Source organism: Stenotrophomonas sp. STEN046, assembly GCF_056759755.1.
Window position 1 is genome coordinate 197312 of the sequence record NZ_JBRRDR010000002.1, and the last position, 15949, is coordinate 213260.

Annotated in this window: 20 protein-coding genes; 11 read left to right on the top strand and 9 right to left on the bottom strand. The window is 66.0% G+C overall.

Going from position 1 to position 15949, the window contains the following annotated elements:
- Positions 1-22: 22 nt before the first annotated feature.
- The 3 genes from ACVOLJ_RS02210 to ACVOLJ_RS02220 all read right to left on the bottom strand — a co-directional run bounded on the left by ACVOLJ_RS02210 (position 23) and on the right by ACVOLJ_RS02220 (position 2309).
- Positions 23-679: a glutathione S-transferase family protein gene (locus ACVOLJ_RS02210; protein ID WP_481563343.1), complete on the bottom strand. Its 657-nt coding sequence runs from the start codon at positions 677-679 to the stop codon at positions 23-25.
- A 115-nt stretch (positions 680-794) separates the two neighbouring features.
- Positions 795-1337, bottom strand: a complete 543-nt coding sequence (locus ACVOLJ_RS02215; protein WP_475280647.1) for a GNAT family N-acetyltransferase — start codon at positions 1335-1337, stop codon at positions 795-797.
- A 129-nt stretch (positions 1338-1466) separates the two neighbouring features.
- Entirely contained in the window at positions 1467-2309 is an 843-nt protein-coding gene (locus tag ACVOLJ_RS02220; RefSeq protein ID WP_481563344.1) for a glycine zipper 2TM domain-containing protein, read from the bottom strand.
- 176 nt (positions 2310-2485) lie between these two features.
- Here ACVOLJ_RS02220 and ACVOLJ_RS02225 point away from each other — a divergent pair, with 176 nt between their 5' ends.
- Both ACVOLJ_RS02225 and ACVOLJ_RS02230 read left to right on the top strand, forming a co-directional pair.
- A complete protein-coding gene (locus tag ACVOLJ_RS02225) occupies positions 2486-2701 on the top strand; it encodes a DUF6116 family protein (protein WP_481563345.1) in 216 nt (71 codons plus the stop codon).
- The gene (locus ACVOLJ_RS02230; RefSeq protein ID WP_481563346.1) at positions 2698-3468 is read left to right on the top strand and encodes a TatD family hydrolase; all 771 of its coding nucleotides are present in this window, start codon (positions 2698-2700) and stop codon (positions 3466-3468) included. The genes ACVOLJ_RS02225 and ACVOLJ_RS02230 overlap by 4 nt, the downstream gene beginning before the upstream one ends.
- Positions 3469-3545: 77 nt before the next feature.
- On the opposite strand, the gene ACVOLJ_RS02235 is transcribed toward ACVOLJ_RS02230, so the two are convergent.
- Positions 3546-4373, bottom strand: coding sequence for a tRNA threonylcarbamoyladenosine dehydratase (locus tag ACVOLJ_RS02235; RefSeq protein WP_475280651.1), 828 nt, complete (start codon positions 4371-4373; stop codon positions 3546-3548).
- 78 nt (positions 4374-4451) lie between these two features.
- On the opposite strand from ACVOLJ_RS02235, the gene ACVOLJ_RS02240 reads away from it, so the two are divergent.
- Both ACVOLJ_RS02240 and ACVOLJ_RS02245 read left to right on the top strand, forming a co-directional pair.
- The gene (locus ACVOLJ_RS02240) at positions 4452-4886 is read left to right on the top strand and encodes a hypothetical protein (protein ID WP_481563347.1); all 435 of its coding nucleotides are present in this window, start codon (positions 4452-4454) and stop codon (positions 4884-4886) included.
- A gap of 130 nt (positions 4887-5016) precedes the next feature.
- Positions 5017-5514, top strand: a complete 498-nt coding sequence (locus ACVOLJ_RS02245; RefSeq protein WP_475280653.1) for a glycine zipper 2TM domain-containing protein — start codon at positions 5017-5019, stop codon at positions 5512-5514.
- Positions 5515-5587: 73 nt separating this feature from the next.
- Here ACVOLJ_RS02245 and ACVOLJ_RS02250 read toward each other — a convergent pair whose 3' ends face one another.
- Positions 5588-5797, bottom strand: coding sequence for a cold-shock protein (locus ACVOLJ_RS02250; protein ID WP_475280654.1), 210 nt, complete (start codon positions 5795-5797; stop codon positions 5588-5590).
- 235 nt (positions 5798-6032) lie between these two features.
- Here ACVOLJ_RS02250 and ACVOLJ_RS02255 point away from each other — a divergent pair, with 235 nt between their 5' ends.
- From ACVOLJ_RS02255 to arsC, 3 genes are all read left to right on the top strand, one after another.
- Complete coding sequence (locus ACVOLJ_RS02255) at positions 6033-6518, top strand: DUF456 domain-containing protein (protein WP_481563348.1); 486 nt, start codon at positions 6033-6035, stop codon at positions 6516-6518.
- A 116-nt stretch (positions 6519-6634) separates the two neighbouring features.
- Complete coding sequence (locus ACVOLJ_RS02260) at positions 6635-7789, top strand: phospholipase A (RefSeq protein WP_475280656.1); 1155 nt, start codon at positions 6635-6637, stop codon at positions 7787-7789.
- A complete protein-coding gene (gene arsC / locus ACVOLJ_RS02265) occupies positions 7789-8130 on the top strand; it encodes an arsenate reductase (glutaredoxin) (protein ID WP_481563349.1) in 342 nt (113 codons plus the stop codon). The genes ACVOLJ_RS02260 and arsC overlap by 1 nt, the downstream gene beginning before the upstream one ends.
- Positions 8131-8223: 93 nt before the next feature.
- On the opposite strand, the gene ACVOLJ_RS02270 is transcribed toward arsC, so the two are convergent.
- From ACVOLJ_RS02270 to ACVOLJ_RS02285, 4 genes are all read right to left on the bottom strand, one after another.
- A complete protein-coding gene (locus ACVOLJ_RS02270; RefSeq protein WP_481563350.1) occupies positions 8224-8859 on the bottom strand; it encodes a glutathione S-transferase family protein in 636 nt (211 codons plus the stop codon).
- Positions 8860-8916: 57 nt separating this feature from the next.
- Positions 8917-9252: a hypothetical protein gene (locus ACVOLJ_RS02275; RefSeq protein WP_481563351.1), complete on the bottom strand. Its 336-nt coding sequence runs from the start codon at positions 9250-9252 to the stop codon at positions 8917-8919.
- A gap of 77 nt (positions 9253-9329) precedes the next feature.
- Entirely contained in the window at positions 9330-9725 is a 396-nt protein-coding gene (locus tag ACVOLJ_RS02280; RefSeq protein WP_475281204.1) for a hypothetical protein, read from the bottom strand.
- 119 nt (positions 9726-9844) lie between these two features.
- A complete protein-coding gene (locus ACVOLJ_RS02285; RefSeq protein ID WP_481563352.1) occupies positions 9845-11362 on the bottom strand; it encodes a fumarate hydratase in 1518 nt (505 codons plus the stop codon).
- A 118-nt stretch (positions 11363-11480) separates the two neighbouring features.
- On the opposite strand from ACVOLJ_RS02285, the gene ACVOLJ_RS02290 reads away from it, so the two are divergent.
- The 4 genes from ACVOLJ_RS02290 (at position 11481) to ACVOLJ_RS02305 (ending at position 15828) form a co-directional block, all read left to right on the top strand.
- On the top strand, positions 11481-12377 hold the full coding sequence (locus ACVOLJ_RS02290) for an RNA polymerase sigma-70 factor (protein WP_475281205.1): 897 nt from the start codon (positions 11481-11483) through the stop codon (positions 12375-12377).
- Positions 12378-12413: 36 nt separating this feature from the next.
- Positions 12414-12863, top strand: a complete 450-nt coding sequence (locus ACVOLJ_RS02295) for a carboxymuconolactone decarboxylase family protein (protein ID WP_475281206.1) — start codon at positions 12414-12416, stop codon at positions 12861-12863.
- A gap of 234 nt (positions 12864-13097) precedes the next feature.
- Entirely contained in the window at positions 13098-14969 is a 1872-nt protein-coding gene (locus tag ACVOLJ_RS02300; RefSeq protein WP_481563353.1) for an ABC transporter ATP-binding protein, read from the top strand.
- A gap of 79 nt (positions 14970-15048) precedes the next feature.
- Entirely contained in the window at positions 15049-15828 is a 780-nt protein-coding gene (locus ACVOLJ_RS02305) for a ferredoxin--NADP reductase (RefSeq protein ID WP_475281208.1), read from the top strand.
- Positions 15829-15949: the final 121 nt, after the last annotated feature.

The following is a 15949-nucleotide window of genomic DNA, read 5'->3' on the forward strand; positions in this document are numbered from 1 at the left end:
GCCCGGCGCTGGCCTGCCCGGTTCACATCGTCTCGAACCGTGCCCGCACTTCGGCCGTAACCGCTGGCATCGCAGTGAACCGTGGTTGCGCACGCACACGCTGCAGCCAGGCCTGCACCTGCGGGTACGGCTGCAGCGCGATGCCGCCTTCGCTTGCCACATCGGTGTAGGCAAACAGCGCGATGTCGGCGACGCCGTAGTCGCTGCCGGTGAACCAGTGCGCCTGCTGCAGGTGCTGTTCCATCACCGCCAGCGCGCTGGCCGCACGCTCGTGCAGCCGCGGCAACTCGGCGCGCCGGGGGGAATCAGCTGCTGTCCAGCCGCGGATGAAGCGCGCCACCGCCACGCAGGGCTCATGCGTGTACTGCTCGAAGAACATCCAGCTCAACGCCTGCGCACGCTGCCAGCCATCGGCGGGCAGATACGGGGTGCCCTCGGCCAACCAGAACAGGATCGCGTTGGATTCGGTCAGCACGCGGCCGTCGTCGCGCACGATCAACGGCACCTTGGCATTGGGATTGAGGGCCAGGAATTCCGGCGAGTGGGTCTGGCCGTGGGCACTGTCCACTTCCACCCAGCGGTAGCGGCTGCCGAGCTGCTCCAGCAGCATGCGGACCTTGTGGCAGTTGCCGGAAACCGACATGCCGTACACCGTCAACGCACTGCGCTCTTCCACCATTGCCTGCTCCAGGGCGATCCCGGCCCGTGGCCGGCTGCCCGCAGTCTGGCAAGCGTACCGGCGATTGCCAAGCGCGGGTGCAGCATGCACCCGCCGGGCACGGCCCGGCGGTGTCTCAGCGCGTGCGCTGCTGCCACTGCGCGCGCGACTGTCCCCATATCTCCAGCGGCTTGCCGTCATAGGGCGCTGGCAACTGGCCCATGCGCAACAGCGTGCTGCCCAGCTTGCGAGCAACGGCCTTCGAATTGACGTTGTCTTCGGCAATGGTGTGGATCACCTCATCCCAGCCCAGCGTATCGAATGCCCAATCGATTGCCGCCGTTGCCGCTTCCGGTGCGTAGCCCCTGCCCCAGCTTGCACGGCGGATGCTCCAGCCGACTTCCGTACCGGGCCAGTCCTGCGGCTGCCACGGCCCCATGCGACCGACCCATTGGCCGCTGCATTTTTCGATCACGCTGAACATCGAAAAACCAAACAACTGCCATGCGCCTGCCAGGCTGCAGAAAGCACGCCACGCCACCGAGGGCGCCTGCACCCCGCCCAGCGTGCGCATCACCTCTTCGTCGGCGCAGAACGCCAGATACGGTTCGTAATCCTGCCGTTGCGGCGGGCGCAGGATCAGGCGATCGGTTTCGATGCGCAGGTCGAAGATGCTCATGCCGGGTCGGTATCACCAGGGGGTTGGCCATGATGGTAGATCGAGGCCGCGTCGGGATGAACACCACCGCAGCAAAAAAAACAGGCCGGCAAAGGCCGGCCTGTTCGATATCGGTGTACTGCCTGGGATTTACTGACGGTTCGCGCCGGTATCTCCCGCTGCTGCCGTCTGCGTGACCAGCTGGCCATCCACCACCGGCAGGCGGTCGCTGGCCGGCTTGTTGTCCAGGCGCACGGTCTTCTCTGCGCCGTCATAGCGGTAGGTCACGTTGTAGCCCTTGACCACGTCGCTGGTGCCCATGGCGATGCGGTTGCCCGGCTTGCTGCCCATGCGCATCGTGCCGGTGGTGCCGTCCTCGTTGCGGTAGGTCACGTTGTAACCGGTGACGCGGCTCGATTCGGAGGTCGCCGTTTCGGTATGGCACTGGCGCTCGGTGCGGTTGACCACGCGGCCACCCACGTGGCGCTTGTCCACCTGGTTGCCGATGAAGCCACCGGCCACGGCGCCCGCGGCAGTCGCCGCCTTCTTGCCGTTGCCACCGCCGACCTGGTTGCCCAGCAGGCCACCGACCACGGCGCCCACCACGGTGCCGCCGACATTGCCATCGCGCTCGGGCAGGCGTTCCTGCACCACCACGTCCTGGCAGACCTCATGCGGGGTCTGGGTGGTGGAAGTCTCACGCACCGGATCGGTACCGATCACGGTGGCGTAGGCCTTCTGCTTCTCGGTGATCGGGTCGACCTTCAGCACATCGGCATATTCCAGGCCGCGCGGCGCGCTGGCGTCGACCTCGTCGCCGCGTGCGCCATCGTCGGTGGCATTGCCATCGGCCAGGCGCGATTCACTCGTAGGATTTCCGGCGCTGAGCTGCTCGGGCGATTTGTCGCCACTCTTCATGAAGGCGGCGGTGGCGATGCCACCGACCAGCAGCGCGCCCGCTGCGACCAGGACAGTTGTTGTTGTGCTTTTCATGACCTGCTCCTTGCGGACCGTCCGCAACGTTCTCAGGCCAGATTGCAGCATGGCGTGCCTGAACGGAATCTCCACATTTCCTGCTCGCTGCCGTAACCCATTCAGCAAAGGGAAACACTCGGACCGTGGTAGCGTTTGCAGGTTCCCCAAACGCATGTCCCCAGGAGAATCCCGCCATGGCCAACCCGATGCTGCTGCCGGTACTGCAATGGGCGCGCCGGCTGCGCTACCCCACCCTGTTCAAGCTGACCGCCGGGCTGTTCGCGCTGACTCTGCTGACTCCCGACCCCATTCCGTTCGTCGATGAGCTGATGCTCGGTCTCGGCACCCTGCTGCTGGCCAACTGGAAGAGCCGCAACGCAGCGAGTCCGCCGCCGCTGGAACAGCGTTGAACCTGCTGGTCGACAGCCACTGCCATCTGGATGCCAGTGCGTTCGACCGCGACCGCGATGCGGTGATTGCGCGCGCGCGCGCCGCCGGCATCCGGATGCAGGTGGTTCCGGCGATCACCGCAGCAAGCTGGCCCAAGCTGCGCGAGGTCTGCCAGGGGGCAGCCGGGTTGTACCCGGCCTACGGGCTGCACCCGATGTTCCTGGACCAGCACCGCCCGGCACACCTGCCACAACTGCGCGAGTGGATCGAGCGTGAGCGGCCGTGCGCGATAGGCGAATGCGGGCTCGATTTCTTTGCCGAGGGCCTGGATGCGGCAGCCCAGCAGGACTACTTCGCGGGGCAGTTGAAGCTGGCCCGCGAATTCGACCTGCCGGTGATCGTGCACGCGCGGCGGGCGGTCGATGCGGTGATTGCTGCGATCCGTCGCATCGGTGGCCTGCGCGGGGTGGTGCACAGCTTCTCCGGCAGCCCCGAGCAGGCCGCACAGCTGCATACGCAGGGGTTCCTGCTGGGCCTCGGTGGGCCGTTGACCTACGATCGGGCGCAGCGCCTGCACCGGCTGGTCCGCGGGATGCCGCTTGAACAGCTTCTGTTGGAAACCGACGCGCCGGACCAGCCCGACGCTGGCATCCGCGGCCAGCGCAACGAACCGGCGCGGCTGGCCGTCATCGCCGACCATGTCGCCGCACTGCGGGGCATCGAGGTCGATGCGGTGGCGCTGGCGACCACGGAGAATGCGCGGCGGTTGTTCAACCTGCCCGCCTGACGGTAGCGCCGGGCCATGCCCGGCGAGCGCACAGCGCGGCCAGCACAATGCCGCCGGGCATGGCCCGGCGCCCCCGATCACGCGTCGGCGTGATCCTCGGCCACTTCAGCCTTGACCTTCTTGGGCTCCAGCAGCATTTCCAGCGCCTTGCCAACGGCGGCGAAGGCGAACGCACCGGTAATGTGCGTGGCCGCGCCCAGCCCCGCCCCACAGTCCAGCTTCAGCGCGGCATCGGCGCCCAGGTTGGGCCGCAGGCCACAGACGCTGCCATCCGCCTGCGGGTACTTCACGTTCTCCAGCGAATACACCGCCGGCACGCCGAAGTAGCGCTTTGCGTTCTTGGGGAAGTTGAATTCGCTGCGCAGCTTCTTGCGGATCAGCGCCAGCATCGCGTCGTGCTCGGTGCGCGACACATCGCGGATCCGCACCAGGGTCGGATCGGTGCGGCCGCCGGCTGCGCCCACGGTCAGCAGCGGCAGCTTGCGGCGTCGGCACCAGGCAATGGTTTCGACCTTGACCCGGAAGCTGTCACAGGCATCGATCACCAGATCGAAGCGGCGGTCAAGCAGTTCGGCCATGTTGGCCGGGGTCAGGAACGCCTGCACGGCGTCGACCTCGATCTGCGGGTTGATCGCACGACAGCGCTCGGCCATCGCCTCGGCCTTGTTGCGCCCGTAGTTGCCTTCCATGGCCGGCAACTGGCGGTTGGTGTTGGACACGCAGATGTCGTCGGCATCGATCAGGGTCATATGGCCGACCGCCGAGCGCGCCAGCGCCTCCACCACCCACGAGCCGACGCCGCCCATGCCGACCACGGCGACACGGCTGCCCTGCAGGCGCTCGAGTGCGCCGACGCCATACAGCCGTTCGATGCCGGCGAAGCGTTGTTTGACCTGTTCGTTCATCCCGCTATTTTAGCGTGCAGGAAAGGCGACCCACAGCCTGACGCTGCCGAACCCACCGTTGCACGCCTGGAGCCCGCCGTGAATGCCAGCCCGCCCCGCCGTCCCTCTGCAACCCACCGCTACCTGTTCGTGCTCTGCCTCGGGCTGCTGATCGGCATGGTTGCCACGGTAATGGTGGGCCGCGCCCTGCAGGCGCGACGCGATCCGTTCCCGGACAGCCTGATGCAGGTGATGCAGCGGCAGGTGGATCTGCTGGCGCAGGCCCAGCAGCAGAACCGCTGCAGCCTGGTGGACAGCGTGCCGCGCCTGCAGGCCCTGCGCCTGCTCTCCAACGACCTGGACCAGGCACTGCCCGGATTGAAGGACAACACCCGTTTCCAGCAGCATGCCAGCCGCTACCGCGCCGATCTCAACGCAGCGCTGGCGACGCCGCCCGTCGATTGCGCGGCCCTTGCCCAGCGCGTGCAGGCGCTGCAGGACGATTGCCGGGCCTGCCACCAGGATTTCCGCTGATTCATCTTCGAGCAGGCATCGGCCGCCGCGATTGGCGCCTTGTTCACGTTGGAAAGAGGACGATTCGTCCACCCTGCTGCATGACGCAGTACCACCCAACGCACCCGCCTTCACGGCCAGGAGACGCCCCATGAAGATCCAGCTCATCGCCGCCAGTGTCATCGCAACTGTCGCCCTGGCCGGCTGTGCCACCTCGCCGGGTTATGGCGGTGGTGGTTACAACAACAACGGCTACAACAACGGCGGCTACGGCAACAATTCGGGCTACAACCAGGGCCGCTGCGCCGACTGCGGCATCGTCACCCGCATCAATACCGTGCAGTCCGGCCGCACCGCCCCCAGCGCCACCGGCGCGATCCTGGGCGGTATCGTCGGCGCCGTGGCTGGCCATGAGATCTCCGACCACACCGGCGGCAGCCGTGGCAACAAGAACATCGCGGCCGCTGCAGGCGCGGTGGGTGGCGCGCTGGCCGGCAACCAGATCCAGAAGAACGTGACCAGCGATACGTTCGACATCAGCGTGCGCATGGATGATGGCCGCACCATCGTGGTCAACCAGCGCGACCTCGGTGGCATCCGTGAGAACACCTACGTGCGCGTGGTCAACGGCAAGGTCATCCTGCGCTGATCCGCACCGGGCCACTGCGCAAAGAAAAAGGCCCGCTTTCGCGGGCCTTTTTCATGCCGGCAGGCGGCAGGTATTACGCCGGCTGGACCTTGTCAGCCTGCAGGCCCTTCTGGCCCTGCACGACTTCAAAGCTCACAGCCTGGCCTTCCTTGAGGCTCTTGAAGCCCTGGGTCTCAATGGCGCGGAAGTGCACGAACACATCCTCGCCATTGGCGCGGCTGATGAAGCCGAAGCCCTTGGCATCATTGAACCACTTCACGGTACCGTTTTCGCGATCAGCCATCTCACTAACTCCCTGGGTAACTCTCTTGTAGTTGGGTACGCCTGTTGGGCGGCTGACAAGCAAGGGGGAAGCGAGGTGCATCGATGCAGCGGATCGGAACGATCTTGCTTCATCAGGCCACGATCCACGGTGACCTTGCCAAGCTCAGCGTCTGCAACTTAACCCGACCAAAACGAAAAATCAACTGGCAAAATCTTTCACTGTCAACCCCAAAAAGACAACCATACTGGACAGCATGGACCTCTCATTCATCTTGTATCTGCTAGCGGTCATTTTTGTCCTGATCGGCATCGCAGGCATCATCCTGCCGGCCCTGCCAGGCATCCCGCTGGTATTCGTTGGCCTGCTGCTGGCAGCCTGGGCCGACGGCTTCGCCCATGTAGGGTGGCCGACCCTGGTGGTTCTCGGCCTGTTGACAGCGTTGTCGCTGCTGGTCGACGTGCTGGCCACGGTGGTCGGTGCCAAACGCGTCGGCGCCAGCCGCAAGGCGCTGTGGGGCACGTTCATCGGCAGTATCGTGGGCCTGTTCTTCATGCCGATCGGCCTGTTCGCCGGCCCCCTGCTCGGCGCGCTGCTGGGTGAGTACTGGCATACCCGCGAGCTGGGGCGTTCGACCAAGGTGGGATTGGCCACCTGGCTGGGCATCCTGCTTGGCCTTGCGCTGAAGCTGGCCTTGGTGATCGCCATGCTTGGCCTGTTCGCCTTCGCCTGGTTCCTGTGAGTGCCTTCACACGACACGCACGCATGTGCCGGGCATAAACCCGTGGGGCTGGCCGTCATTGGATGCAGCCGCCACACTGTGCCTCTTCCCGAATTCACCTCCAAGGGCCTGCTGCAATGACCCTGTCTCCGCTGCTCCCCCGCCTCGCCCCGCTCGCCCTGGCCCTGGCCAGCGCCCCGCTGGCCGCGCAGGAATTCGCGCCCAGCGCGGACGCTTCGCCGGCCGCCTGTGCGGCCATCAACACCGATGCCGCTCGCCTGGCCTGCTATGACCGCCAGTTCGGGCGCACCCCGCAGGCAACGGCCGAGGCTGATGCTGCCGCCGAAGCTGCGGCCCAGGCGCGCCGCGAGCAACGCCAGTCCACCCGCCTGAGCCAAGGCGAAGAGAAACTGCGCGAACGCGTCGGCGATCTGTTCCGCACCCAACCGGCCGACAGCGCACTGGCCAATGCCGGCCGTGGTTCGCTGCTCGACAGCCGCTGGGAGCTGGCCGAAGACTCCAAACTCGGCCCGTTCCAGCTGCGTGCGTACAAGCCGGTGTACCTGCTGCCGGCGTTCTGGACCAGCGACCGCAACACCATGCCGCATTCGCCGAACCCGGCCAACAGCGTGACCACGCCGCAGGTGCTGGACAGTGCCGAGTTGAAGTTCCAGATCAGCTTCAAGACCAAGATCGCCGAGAACCTGTTCGGCGACAACGGTGATATCTGGGCCGGCTACACCCAGAGCTCGCGCTGGCAGGCCTACAACGGCGAGGACTCGCGTCCGTTCCGCGAGACCAACTACGAGCCGGAAGTGATGATGGTGTTCCGCAACGGCTACTCGATCGGTGGCTGGCGCGGGCGCATGACCGGCATCAGCCTCAACCACCAGTCCAATGGCCGTGCCGATCCGTTGTCGCGCAGCTGGAACCGGGTGATGCTCAACGTTGGCCTCGACCGTGAGAACTGGGCGCTGGTGCTGCGACCGTGGTATCGCATCCCCGAGACGCGCAGCGATGACAACAACCCTGACATCGAAGATTACATGGGCCGTGGCGACGCGACCTTGGTCTGGAACCACAAGGGCCACGAAGTCTCGCTGATGGCACGCCATTCGCTGCGCACCGGCGACCGCTCGCATGGCGCGCTGCAGCTCGACTACGGCTTCCCGATCAGCAACCTGCTGCGCGGCCACGTGCAGATCTTCGACGGCTACGGCGAAAGCCTGATCGACTACAACCACAAGGCCACCTACGTAGGCGTGGGTGTGTCACTGCTGGAGTGGTTCTGATGGGCGTGACGATCTGGCACAACCCGGCCTGCAGCAACTCGCGCGGTGCGCTCAAGCTGATCCGCGATGCCGGCATCGAACCGGTTGTCATCGAGTACCTGGGCAACCCGCCTGACGTGGCCACGCTGCGCCAGGTGCTGGCCGAATCACGCCTCAGCGCGCGGGAGCTGGTGCGCAGCAAGGAGCCGCAGTTCATCGAACTGGGCCTGGACAGCGCCGACGAAGCGGCGCTGCTGGCGGCAATGGCCGAGCATCCGCGGCTGATCAACCGCCCGGTGGTGCGTACGGCCAAGGGCACCCGTCTGTGCCGGCCACCGGAAACGGTGCTGGAGATCCTGTAACCCACCCGCTTTGGTAGAGCCGAGCCATGCTCGGCTGCGGTTCGCGTGCCACCCATGGATGCAGCCGAGCATGGCTCGGCTCTACAGAACGGACTACCGCCAGTCGGTGATGCCTTCGCGGCGGTACACCTCGGCGAACGCCGGGCGCGCCTTCATCGACGTGGCATGCGCCTTCAGCACAGGCCAGGTGTCGCTGGGCTTCGGCATGTTGCGCGACCAGCGCATCAGCATCACCAGCATGTAGTCGACCACGCAGGGCGTGGTACCCAGCAGGTAGGGGCCATGCGCCTGCAGGTGCGTGGCGACATGCTGCCAGGCCGCCTCAAGGCGCTGACGGGCCATCTCGCGGCTCGCTTCGATATTTGCCTCGCCCGCCATTTCATGCGGATAGAACCAGGCACGATAGGCCGGCTGCAGCGTATTGGCACACCAGAACATCCAGCGGTAGGCATCGGCGCGCTGCGGCGTGCCCAGTGCGGGCAGCAGGTTGGCCTCCGGATGGCGGTCAGCCAGATACAGTGCGATCGCCGCCGCTTCGGTCAGTACCAAGCCATCGATCAGCAGCGTCGGCACCACACCGGCCGCATTCAGCGCCAGGTACTCCGCCGACTTGTGCTCGCGCGCGTCGAAATCCAGCAGCACCAGTTCGTGCTCGATGCCCAGCTCGATCAGCAGCCAGTGCACCACCAGCGAGGCGGTGCTGGTGGAACCATACAGCGTGGTGCTCATGCGCGGCTCCTATGTGAATGGATCCGCTGATTATGCGCCCGCACGGGCGGTCGTTGCTCAGCCGCAAAGGCTCATGCAGGTATCGCGGCTTTCGCCGCAGGACATGATCGGCGTGCGTATCGTGCAGTCGTGCGTCTTCAGTTCACAGGAACGGCGCAGTTCGGGGTTGGCAACGTCCTTGCAGCGCTTGTCCGGCGCCGGCACCATCTGTTGTTCGCAGCTGAAATCGTTGCTGCCGATACTGCCCCGCGCCATGCAGCTGCGATAGTCGGCCTGGCACTGCATGCGGCACTGCGAGGAGGCGGAGAAATCCGCACCTTCATAGGATGACGTTGTGCTGCAGCCGGCCAGGACCACCAGGAACACAGCCGCGACGGATCGATGCAGGCGCATGGGCACATCCAGTGCAGGGGTGTGCCGACCGTAGCAGACTACGGTTGCTCGTGCAGGCAGCGACGCGCGCCCCCCGATCAGTACACGGGAATACCGGTGTCGGTGCGGACTTCATTCACGGTGCCGCCGCAGGAGAGCAGGCACTGGATGTACGGAGCGCTGCATGAAGGAAGCACCGGGGAACCGCAATAGGTGCCGGCACCGTTGCCCCCTTCGCAATTGTGCCGCTGCTTGTCGTCGGCGATACCACTGCAACGGCTGATGACCCGGCTTTTCTCGCTTTCGCAGCTGCGCTGATCCGACTCCGCGCGGGCGCGGTTGTGAAAGTCGCACATCGCCTTCTGGCTCTCGCAGACCGACGCGCAGATCCTCCCCGCTTCGTGGGTTGGCGGCTCGACGAAGTAACGCGGGCCACAGGCACTGCACGCCAGCGCAGCGACCAGCAACACGAAAACACGCGACCACTGCAGCACGATGGACTCCCTTCCAATACGTCAGACAGCGCACGTTAGCAGAGCACATCATGCACGGGCAGGCTGCATACAACAACGGCGCCACAAGGGCGCCGTTGTCTCGACCGGAACGGGAGGGATTACTCCACCACCACCGGAATCTTGCCGATGCGGGCCTGCCATTCGCGCGGGCCAGTCTTGTGCACCGATTCGCCGGTGGAATCGACCGCCACGGTCACCGGCATGTCCTGCACGGTGAACTCGTAGATGGCTTCCATGCCCAGGTCAGCGAAACCAACGACCTTGGCTGCCTTGATCGCCTTGGACACCAGGTACGCCGAACCACCGACGGCCATCAGGTAGGCCGACTTGTGCTTCTTGATCGCCTCGATCGCCGCCGGGCCGCGCTCGGCCTTGCCGACCATGCCCAGCAGGCCGGTTTCGCTCAGCACCTGCTCGGTGAACTTGTCCATGCGGGTGGCGGTGGTCGGGCCGGCCGGCCCCACCACTTCGTCGCGCACCGGATCGACCGGACCCACGTAGTAGATGAAACGGCCCTTCAGATCGACCGGCAATTCCTCGCCCTTGTTGAGCATGTCGACCATGCGCTTGTGCGCGGCATCGCGGCCGGTCAGCAGCTTGCCGTTGAGCAGCAGGGTCTGGCCCGGCTTCCAGTTGGCCACGTCTTCGGGGGTGATCGTGTCCAGGTCCACGCGGGTGCCCTTGGAGGCGTCGTAGGTCAGCTTCGGCCAATCTTCCAACGACGGCGGATCGAGCATCACCGGGCCGCTGCCATCCAGCGTGAAGTGCGCATGGCGGGTGGCGGCGCAGTTGGGGATCATCGCCACCGGCAGGTTGGCCGCGTGCGTGGGGTAATCGTTGATCTTGATGTCGAGCACGGTGGTCAGGCCACCCAGGCCCTGTGCACCGATGCCCAGCGCATTGACCTTCTCGTACAGCTCCAGGCGCAGCTCTTCGATGCGGTTGGACGCACCACGGGCCTGCAGCTCGGTGATGTCGATCGGCTCCATCAGCGCTTCCTTGGCCAGCAGCATCGCCTTTTCGGCGGTGCCACCGATGCCGATGCCAAGCATGCCCGGCGGGCACCAGCCGGCGCCCATGGTCGGCACGGTCTTCAACACCCAGTCGACGATCGAATCGGAGGGATTGAGCATGGCGAACTTGGTCTTGGCTTCAGAGCCGCCGCCCTTGGCGGCGACGATCACCTCGACGGTGTTGCCCGGCACCACCTTGACGTTGACCACGCCCGGGGTGTTGTCCTTGGTATTGATGCGCTTGCCGGCCGGATCGGCCAGCACCGAGGCGCGCAGCTTGTTGTCCGGGTACAGGTAGGCGCGACGGATGCCTTCGTTGGCCATATCCTCAACGCCCATCGTGGCGTCGTCCCAACGCACGTCCATGCCGATTTCCAGGAACACGGTGACGATGCCGGTGTCCTGGCAGATCGGCCGGTGGCCTTCGGCGCACATCCGCGAATTGATCAGGATCTGGGCGATCGCCTCCTTGGCTGCCGGCGACTCCTCGCGCTCGTAGGCGGCAGCGAGGTTCTTGATGTAGTCGACCGGGTGATAGTACGAGATGTACTGCAGCGCGTCGGCGACAGACTGGATGAGGTCTTCCTGCTTGATCGATGTCACGGATTGCTCGCTTGCTGAAGGCTGGCGGGGGTAATCCGCCCATTTTACCCCCTCCGCCACCGGGGAGGCCGTTGTACATTCGTGTCACGTCCCTGCCCCCTGCGGCGTCCCTGCCAACATGAACGCCGAATCCGCCTTCCATACCCACCGCCCGCGCCTGATGGCCCTGGCCTACCGCCTGTTGGGCAGCCGCAGCGACGCTGAAGATGTGGTCCAGGACGCCTGGCTGCGCTGGTCGGGCGCCGATGCAGCCGCCATCGTCGACGCGGAGGCCTGGCTGGTCACCGCCACCACCCGGCTTGGCCTGGACCGGCTGCGCGCGGCCAAGCGCGAGCGCGCGCATTACGTCGGCCCCTGGCTGGCCGAACCGCTGGCGATCAGCCTGGAACCCGACCCGGCGCCCGGTCCGGCGCAGCTGCATGCGCTGGCCGACGATGTATCGGTCGCCTTCCTGACCCTGCTCGAGCAACTGGGCCCGGAGGAGCGCGCGGCCTTCCTGCTGAAGGAGGCGTTTGACCACGATTACCGCCAGATCGCCGCACTGATCGGCCACAGCGAGGCCAATTGCCGGCAGCTGGTGCACCGGGCCAGGCAGCGCCTGCAGGCTGGGCGGCCCCGTTTCAACGCCGATGCCGACCAGCATCGGCAGCTGCTGGCGCGCTTCATGGATGCCACACAACAAGGTGACAGTGCAGCCATCCAGGCCCTGCTGCACGCCAATGCGCAGCTGGTTTCCGATGGCGGCGGCGTGGTCACCGCTGCGGTGCGGCCGCTGCTGGGCGCCGAGCGCATCGGCCGCCTGTTCTGGGCGATTGCCCGCCGTGGCGCGGCGCATCCGGCCCAGCTGGGCTACGTCAACGGCGAACCGGCGATCCTGCGCTTCCAAGGCGGCCAGCTGCATTCGGTCACCACCGTGGAAGTGGTCGATGGCCGCATCGCCAATGTCTACAGCGTGCTGAATCCACACAAGTTGCAGGCCGTTGTCACAGCCGCCGGCGCTGCGGCGTCCTTGTAAGCAAAGGCGGCCATCGTGGCCGCCGTGGAGCCGAACATGTCCGACCACGCCTCTCCCCGCGTTCCCTACACCCGCCTGGCCGCCGAGGCCTTCAAGGGCCTGCTGGCCACCAGCAAGGCGGTGCATGACAGCTCGATCGACCCGACGTTGATGGAACTGCTGTTCCTGCGCGTTTCGCAGCTCAATGGCTGCGGCTATTGCATGGACATGCATGGCACGGCGCTGCGCAACGGCGGCATCGAGCCGCGCAAGCTCGATACCCTGCCCGCCTGGCACGAAAGCCGCTTCTTCGACGACCGCGAGCGCGCGGCGCTGGGCTGGGCCGAAGCATTGACCCGGCTGACCGACGGCGCACCGTCGCAGGCGGCGTTCGATGCACTGGCACCGCACTTTGATGAGAAAGGCATCAGCGACCTGAGCATGGGCATCGCCGTGATCAATGCCTGGAACCGGTTGGGGGCTGGGCTGCTGCCGCCGCTGCCGTAAAGGGGTTTCGTTGGCCGGGCTGCCGCCCGCCCCCCCCGCAGAGGCAACAGCCAGAGCAACATCCGACAGTTCCCTGCTGCTGTTGGCAGGTGTCGACCTTGGTCGACACGGTAGATCCACGCCATGCGTGGATGTGGTGAGTCGGAGCCCTTCGCATTGCGAAGGGCTCTGATCCCGGATGCCACACGGCTGCACTGACCCCATCTGCACGCATCAGGCGCGCACAATAGCGGCATGCCCGCTACCCCCAACGCCGGCGCCGCCGCCGCCAAGAAACCCAGCCTGCGCCAACGCTTCAAGGCGATGCGCAACCTGCCGCCGTTCCTGCGCCAGGTCTGGCAGACCAGCCCTTCGCTGACCCTGGCCAGCCTCGGCCTGCGCGTGATCCGTGCGTTGCTGCCGGTGGCGATGCTGTACGTGGGCAAGCTGATCATCGATACCGCGCTGCAGCTGAGCCAGCACGATGCCGGCTTCCCGCCGCTGGGTGAGGCACTGTCCAGCGGCCTGCTCACGCCATTGCTCGGCCTGCTGGCGCTGGAGCTTGGCCTTGCCATCGCGTCGGATCTGCTGGGACGGCTGGTGAGCTATGCCGATGCACTGCTCTCGGAGTTGTTTGCCAACGTCACCAGCATCCGGCTGATGGAGCACGCCGCGACCCTGGACCTGGAGGACTTCGAAGACCCCGACCTGCAGGACAAGCTGGACCGCGCACGGCGCCAGACCATGGGCCGGATGAACCTGATGAGCCAGCTGTTCGGCCAGGTGCAGGATGCCATCACCGTAGCCAGCCTTGCCGTTGGCCTGCTGGTCTATGCGCCGTGGCTGATCCTGCTGCTGGCCGTGGCACTGGTGCCTGCCTTCATCGGCGAATCGCACTTCAACGCGGCCGGCTACAGCCTCAACTTCCAGTGGACGCCCGAGCGCCGCCAGCTCGACTACCTGCGCCAGCTTGGCGCCAGCGTGGAGACCGCCAAGGAAGTAAAGATCTTCAACCTGCACCGTTTCCTGGTCGATCGTTACCGGCAGTTGTCGGCGGCATTGTTCCTTGCCAACCGCGCGCTGGCGCGGCGGCGTGCGTTCTGGGGCACGCTGCTGGCGGCCCTGGGCACGCTGGGCTACTACACCGCCTACGCCTACATCGCCTGGCGCACGGTGCGCGGTGATTTCTCGATCGGCGACCTGACCTTCCTCGCCGGCAGCTTCCTGCGCCTGCGGCAACTGCTGGAGGGGCTGTTGATCGGCTTCTCGCAGGTGGCCAGCCAGGCGCTGTACCTGGATGACCTGTATTCGTTCTTCCAGATCGAACCGGAAATCCACTCGCGCGAAGGGGCGGCCAGCGTGCCGCGCCCGATCCGCCAGGGCTTCGTGTTCGAGGATGTCGGTTTCCGTTATCCCGATGCCGAGCAGTGGGCGGTGCGCCATCTCGATTTCCAGCTGCACGCCGGTGAGGTGCTGGCCCTGGTGGGTGAGAACGGCGCGGGCAAGACTACCCTGGTCAAGCTGCTGGCGCGCCTGTACGAGCCCGACGAGGGCCGTATCCTGCTCGATGGACGCGACCTGCGCGACTACGACCTGGACGACCTGCGCGCCAATCTGGGGGTGATCTTCCAGGACTTCGTGCGCTACAACCTCAGCGCGGGCGAGAACATCGGCGTCGGCCAGGTCGAGGCGATGAACGATGCGGCGCGCATTGCCGATGCTGCACGCCGTGGCATGGCCGAGGAAGTGATCGATGCCCTGCCCGGCCGCTACGACCAGTTGATCGGCCGCCGCTTCAAGCAGGGCGTGGATCTGTCCGGTGGCCAGTGGCAGAAGATCGCCATCGCCCGCGCATGGATGCGCGATGCACAGGTGATGATCCTCGACGAGCCCACCGCCGCGCTGGACGCACGCAGCGAATTTGAAGTGTTCCAGCGGTTCAGGGAACTGGCGGACAAGCGTACGGCGATCCTGATTTCCCACCGGTTCTCCTCGGTGCGCATGGCCGACCGCATCCTGGTGCTGGCCGATGGCCGCATCGAGGCCAGCGGTACCCACCAGCAACTGATGGCCGAAGGAGGACGCTACGCCGAGCTGTTCGAGCTGCAGGCGGCCGGCTACCGCTGAGAACGCCTCTCGTTTCGCCTAATGAGAACCTGTCTCATTTGAGATAGAATGACCCTGACGACTTCCGATAGATACGCCCATGTCCTCCGCTTTCGGCGCCGAAACGGTGCTTGAGGTCCGCCACTGGACCGATGCCTACTTCAGTTTCACCCTCACCCGTGACAGCGGCTTCCGCTTCGAGAACGGCCAGTTCGTGATGATCGGCCTGGAGACCGAAGCGCGGCCGCTGCTGCGCGCGTATTCCATCGCCAGCGCGAACTGGGAAGAACACCTGGAATTTTTCAGCATCAAGGTGCAGGACGGCCCGCTGACCTCGCGCCTGCAGCACATCAAGCCGGGCGACAAGGTGCTGGTCGGCAAGAAGCCCACCGGCACCCTGCTGATCAGCGACCTGCACCCGGGCAAGAACCTGTACCTGCTGGGCACCGGCACCGGCATGGCGCCGTGGCTGTCGGTGATCAAGGACCCGGAAACCTACGAGCGCTTCGAGAAGGTGATCCTGTGCCACGGCGTGCGTTACGAAAAGGATCTGGCCTACCGCGATTACTTCGAAAAGGAACTGCGTGAGCACGAGTTCCTGGGCGAGATGATCGGCGACAAGCTGCTGTACTACCCGGCCGTCACCCGCGAGCCCTTCGCCAACCAGGGCCGCCTGACCCAGCTGATGGAAAGCGGCGAAATGCAGCGCACCCTCGGCCTGCCGGATCTGAGCCCGGAAAACGACCGCGCGATGATCTGCGGCAGCCCGCAGATGCTGGCCGACCTGCGCAGCGTGCTGGACAGCCGTGGCTTCCAGACCTCGCCGCGCATCGGTACGCCCGGTCACTACGTGTTCGAACGCGCGTTCGTCGAAAAATAAGCTGCCTCGGCAGCGCCCGGGGCCGGGGCGGGGCCCCCCCAAAAACCGGCGTGGCGCGCCCCGGGCCCGCCCGCACACGCGGATACACCCCCAGCGCGGGCGGGCGGGGGGGGGGGGGGGC

Excerpts from the sequence above, each read along its gene's own strand:
- ACVOLJ_RS02210 (WP_481563343.1), bottom strand. The coding sequence starts at position 679 with ATGGTGGAAGAGCGCAGTGCGTTGACGGTGTACGGCATGTCGGTTTCC.
- ACVOLJ_RS02215 (WP_475280647.1), bottom strand. The coding sequence starts at position 1,337 with ATGAGCATCTTCGACCTGCGCATCGAAACCGATCGCCTGATCCTGCGC.
- ACVOLJ_RS02220 (WP_481563344.1), bottom strand. The coding sequence starts at position 2,309 with ATGAAAAGCACAACAACAACTGTCCTGGTCGCAGCGGGCGCGCTGCTG.
- ACVOLJ_RS02225 (WP_481563345.1), top strand. The coding sequence starts at position 2,486 with ATGGCCAACCCGATGCTGCTGCCGGTACTGCAATGGGCGCGCCGGCTG.
- ACVOLJ_RS02235 (WP_475280651.1), bottom strand. The coding sequence starts at position 4,373 with ATGAACGAACAGGTCAAACAACGCTTCGCCGGCATCGAACGGCTGTAT.
- ACVOLJ_RS02245 (WP_475280653.1), top strand. The coding sequence starts at position 5,017 with ATGAAGATCCAGCTCATCGCCGCCAGTGTCATCGCAACTGTCGCCCTG.
- ACVOLJ_RS02250 (WP_475280654.1), bottom strand. The coding sequence starts at position 5,797 with ATGGCTGATCGCGAAAACGGTACCGTGAAGTGGTTCAATGATGCCAAG.
- ACVOLJ_RS02255 (WP_481563348.1), top strand. The coding sequence starts at position 6,033 with ATGGACCTCTCATTCATCTTGTATCTGCTAGCGGTCATTTTTGTCCTG.
- ACVOLJ_RS02260 (WP_475280656.1), top strand. The coding sequence starts at position 6,635 with ATGACCCTGTCTCCGCTGCTCCCCCGCCTCGCCCCGCTCGCCCTGGCC.
- arsC (WP_481563349.1), top strand. The coding sequence starts at position 7,789 with ATGGGCGTGACGATCTGGCACAACCCGGCCTGCAGCAACTCGCGCGGT.
- ACVOLJ_RS02270 (WP_481563350.1), bottom strand. The coding sequence starts at position 8,859 with ATGAGCACCACGCTGTATGGTTCCACCAGCACCGCCTCGCTGGTGGTG.
- ACVOLJ_RS02275 (WP_481563351.1), bottom strand. The coding sequence starts at position 9,252 with ATGCGCCTGCATCGATCCGTCGCGGCTGTGTTCCTGGTGGTCCTGGCC.
- ACVOLJ_RS02290 (WP_475281205.1), top strand. The coding sequence starts at position 11,481 with ATGAACGCCGAATCCGCCTTCCATACCCACCGCCCGCGCCTGATGGCC.
- ACVOLJ_RS02295 (WP_475281206.1), top strand. The coding sequence starts at position 12,414 with ATGTCCGACCACGCCTCTCCCCGCGTTCCCTACACCCGCCTGGCCGCC.
- ACVOLJ_RS02300 (WP_481563353.1), top strand. The coding sequence starts at position 13,098 with ATGCCCGCTACCCCCAACGCCGGCGCCGCCGCCGCCAAGAAACCCAGC.
- ACVOLJ_RS02305 (WP_475281208.1), top strand. The coding sequence starts at position 15,049 with ATGTCCTCCGCTTTCGGCGCCGAAACGGTGCTTGAGGTCCGCCACTGG.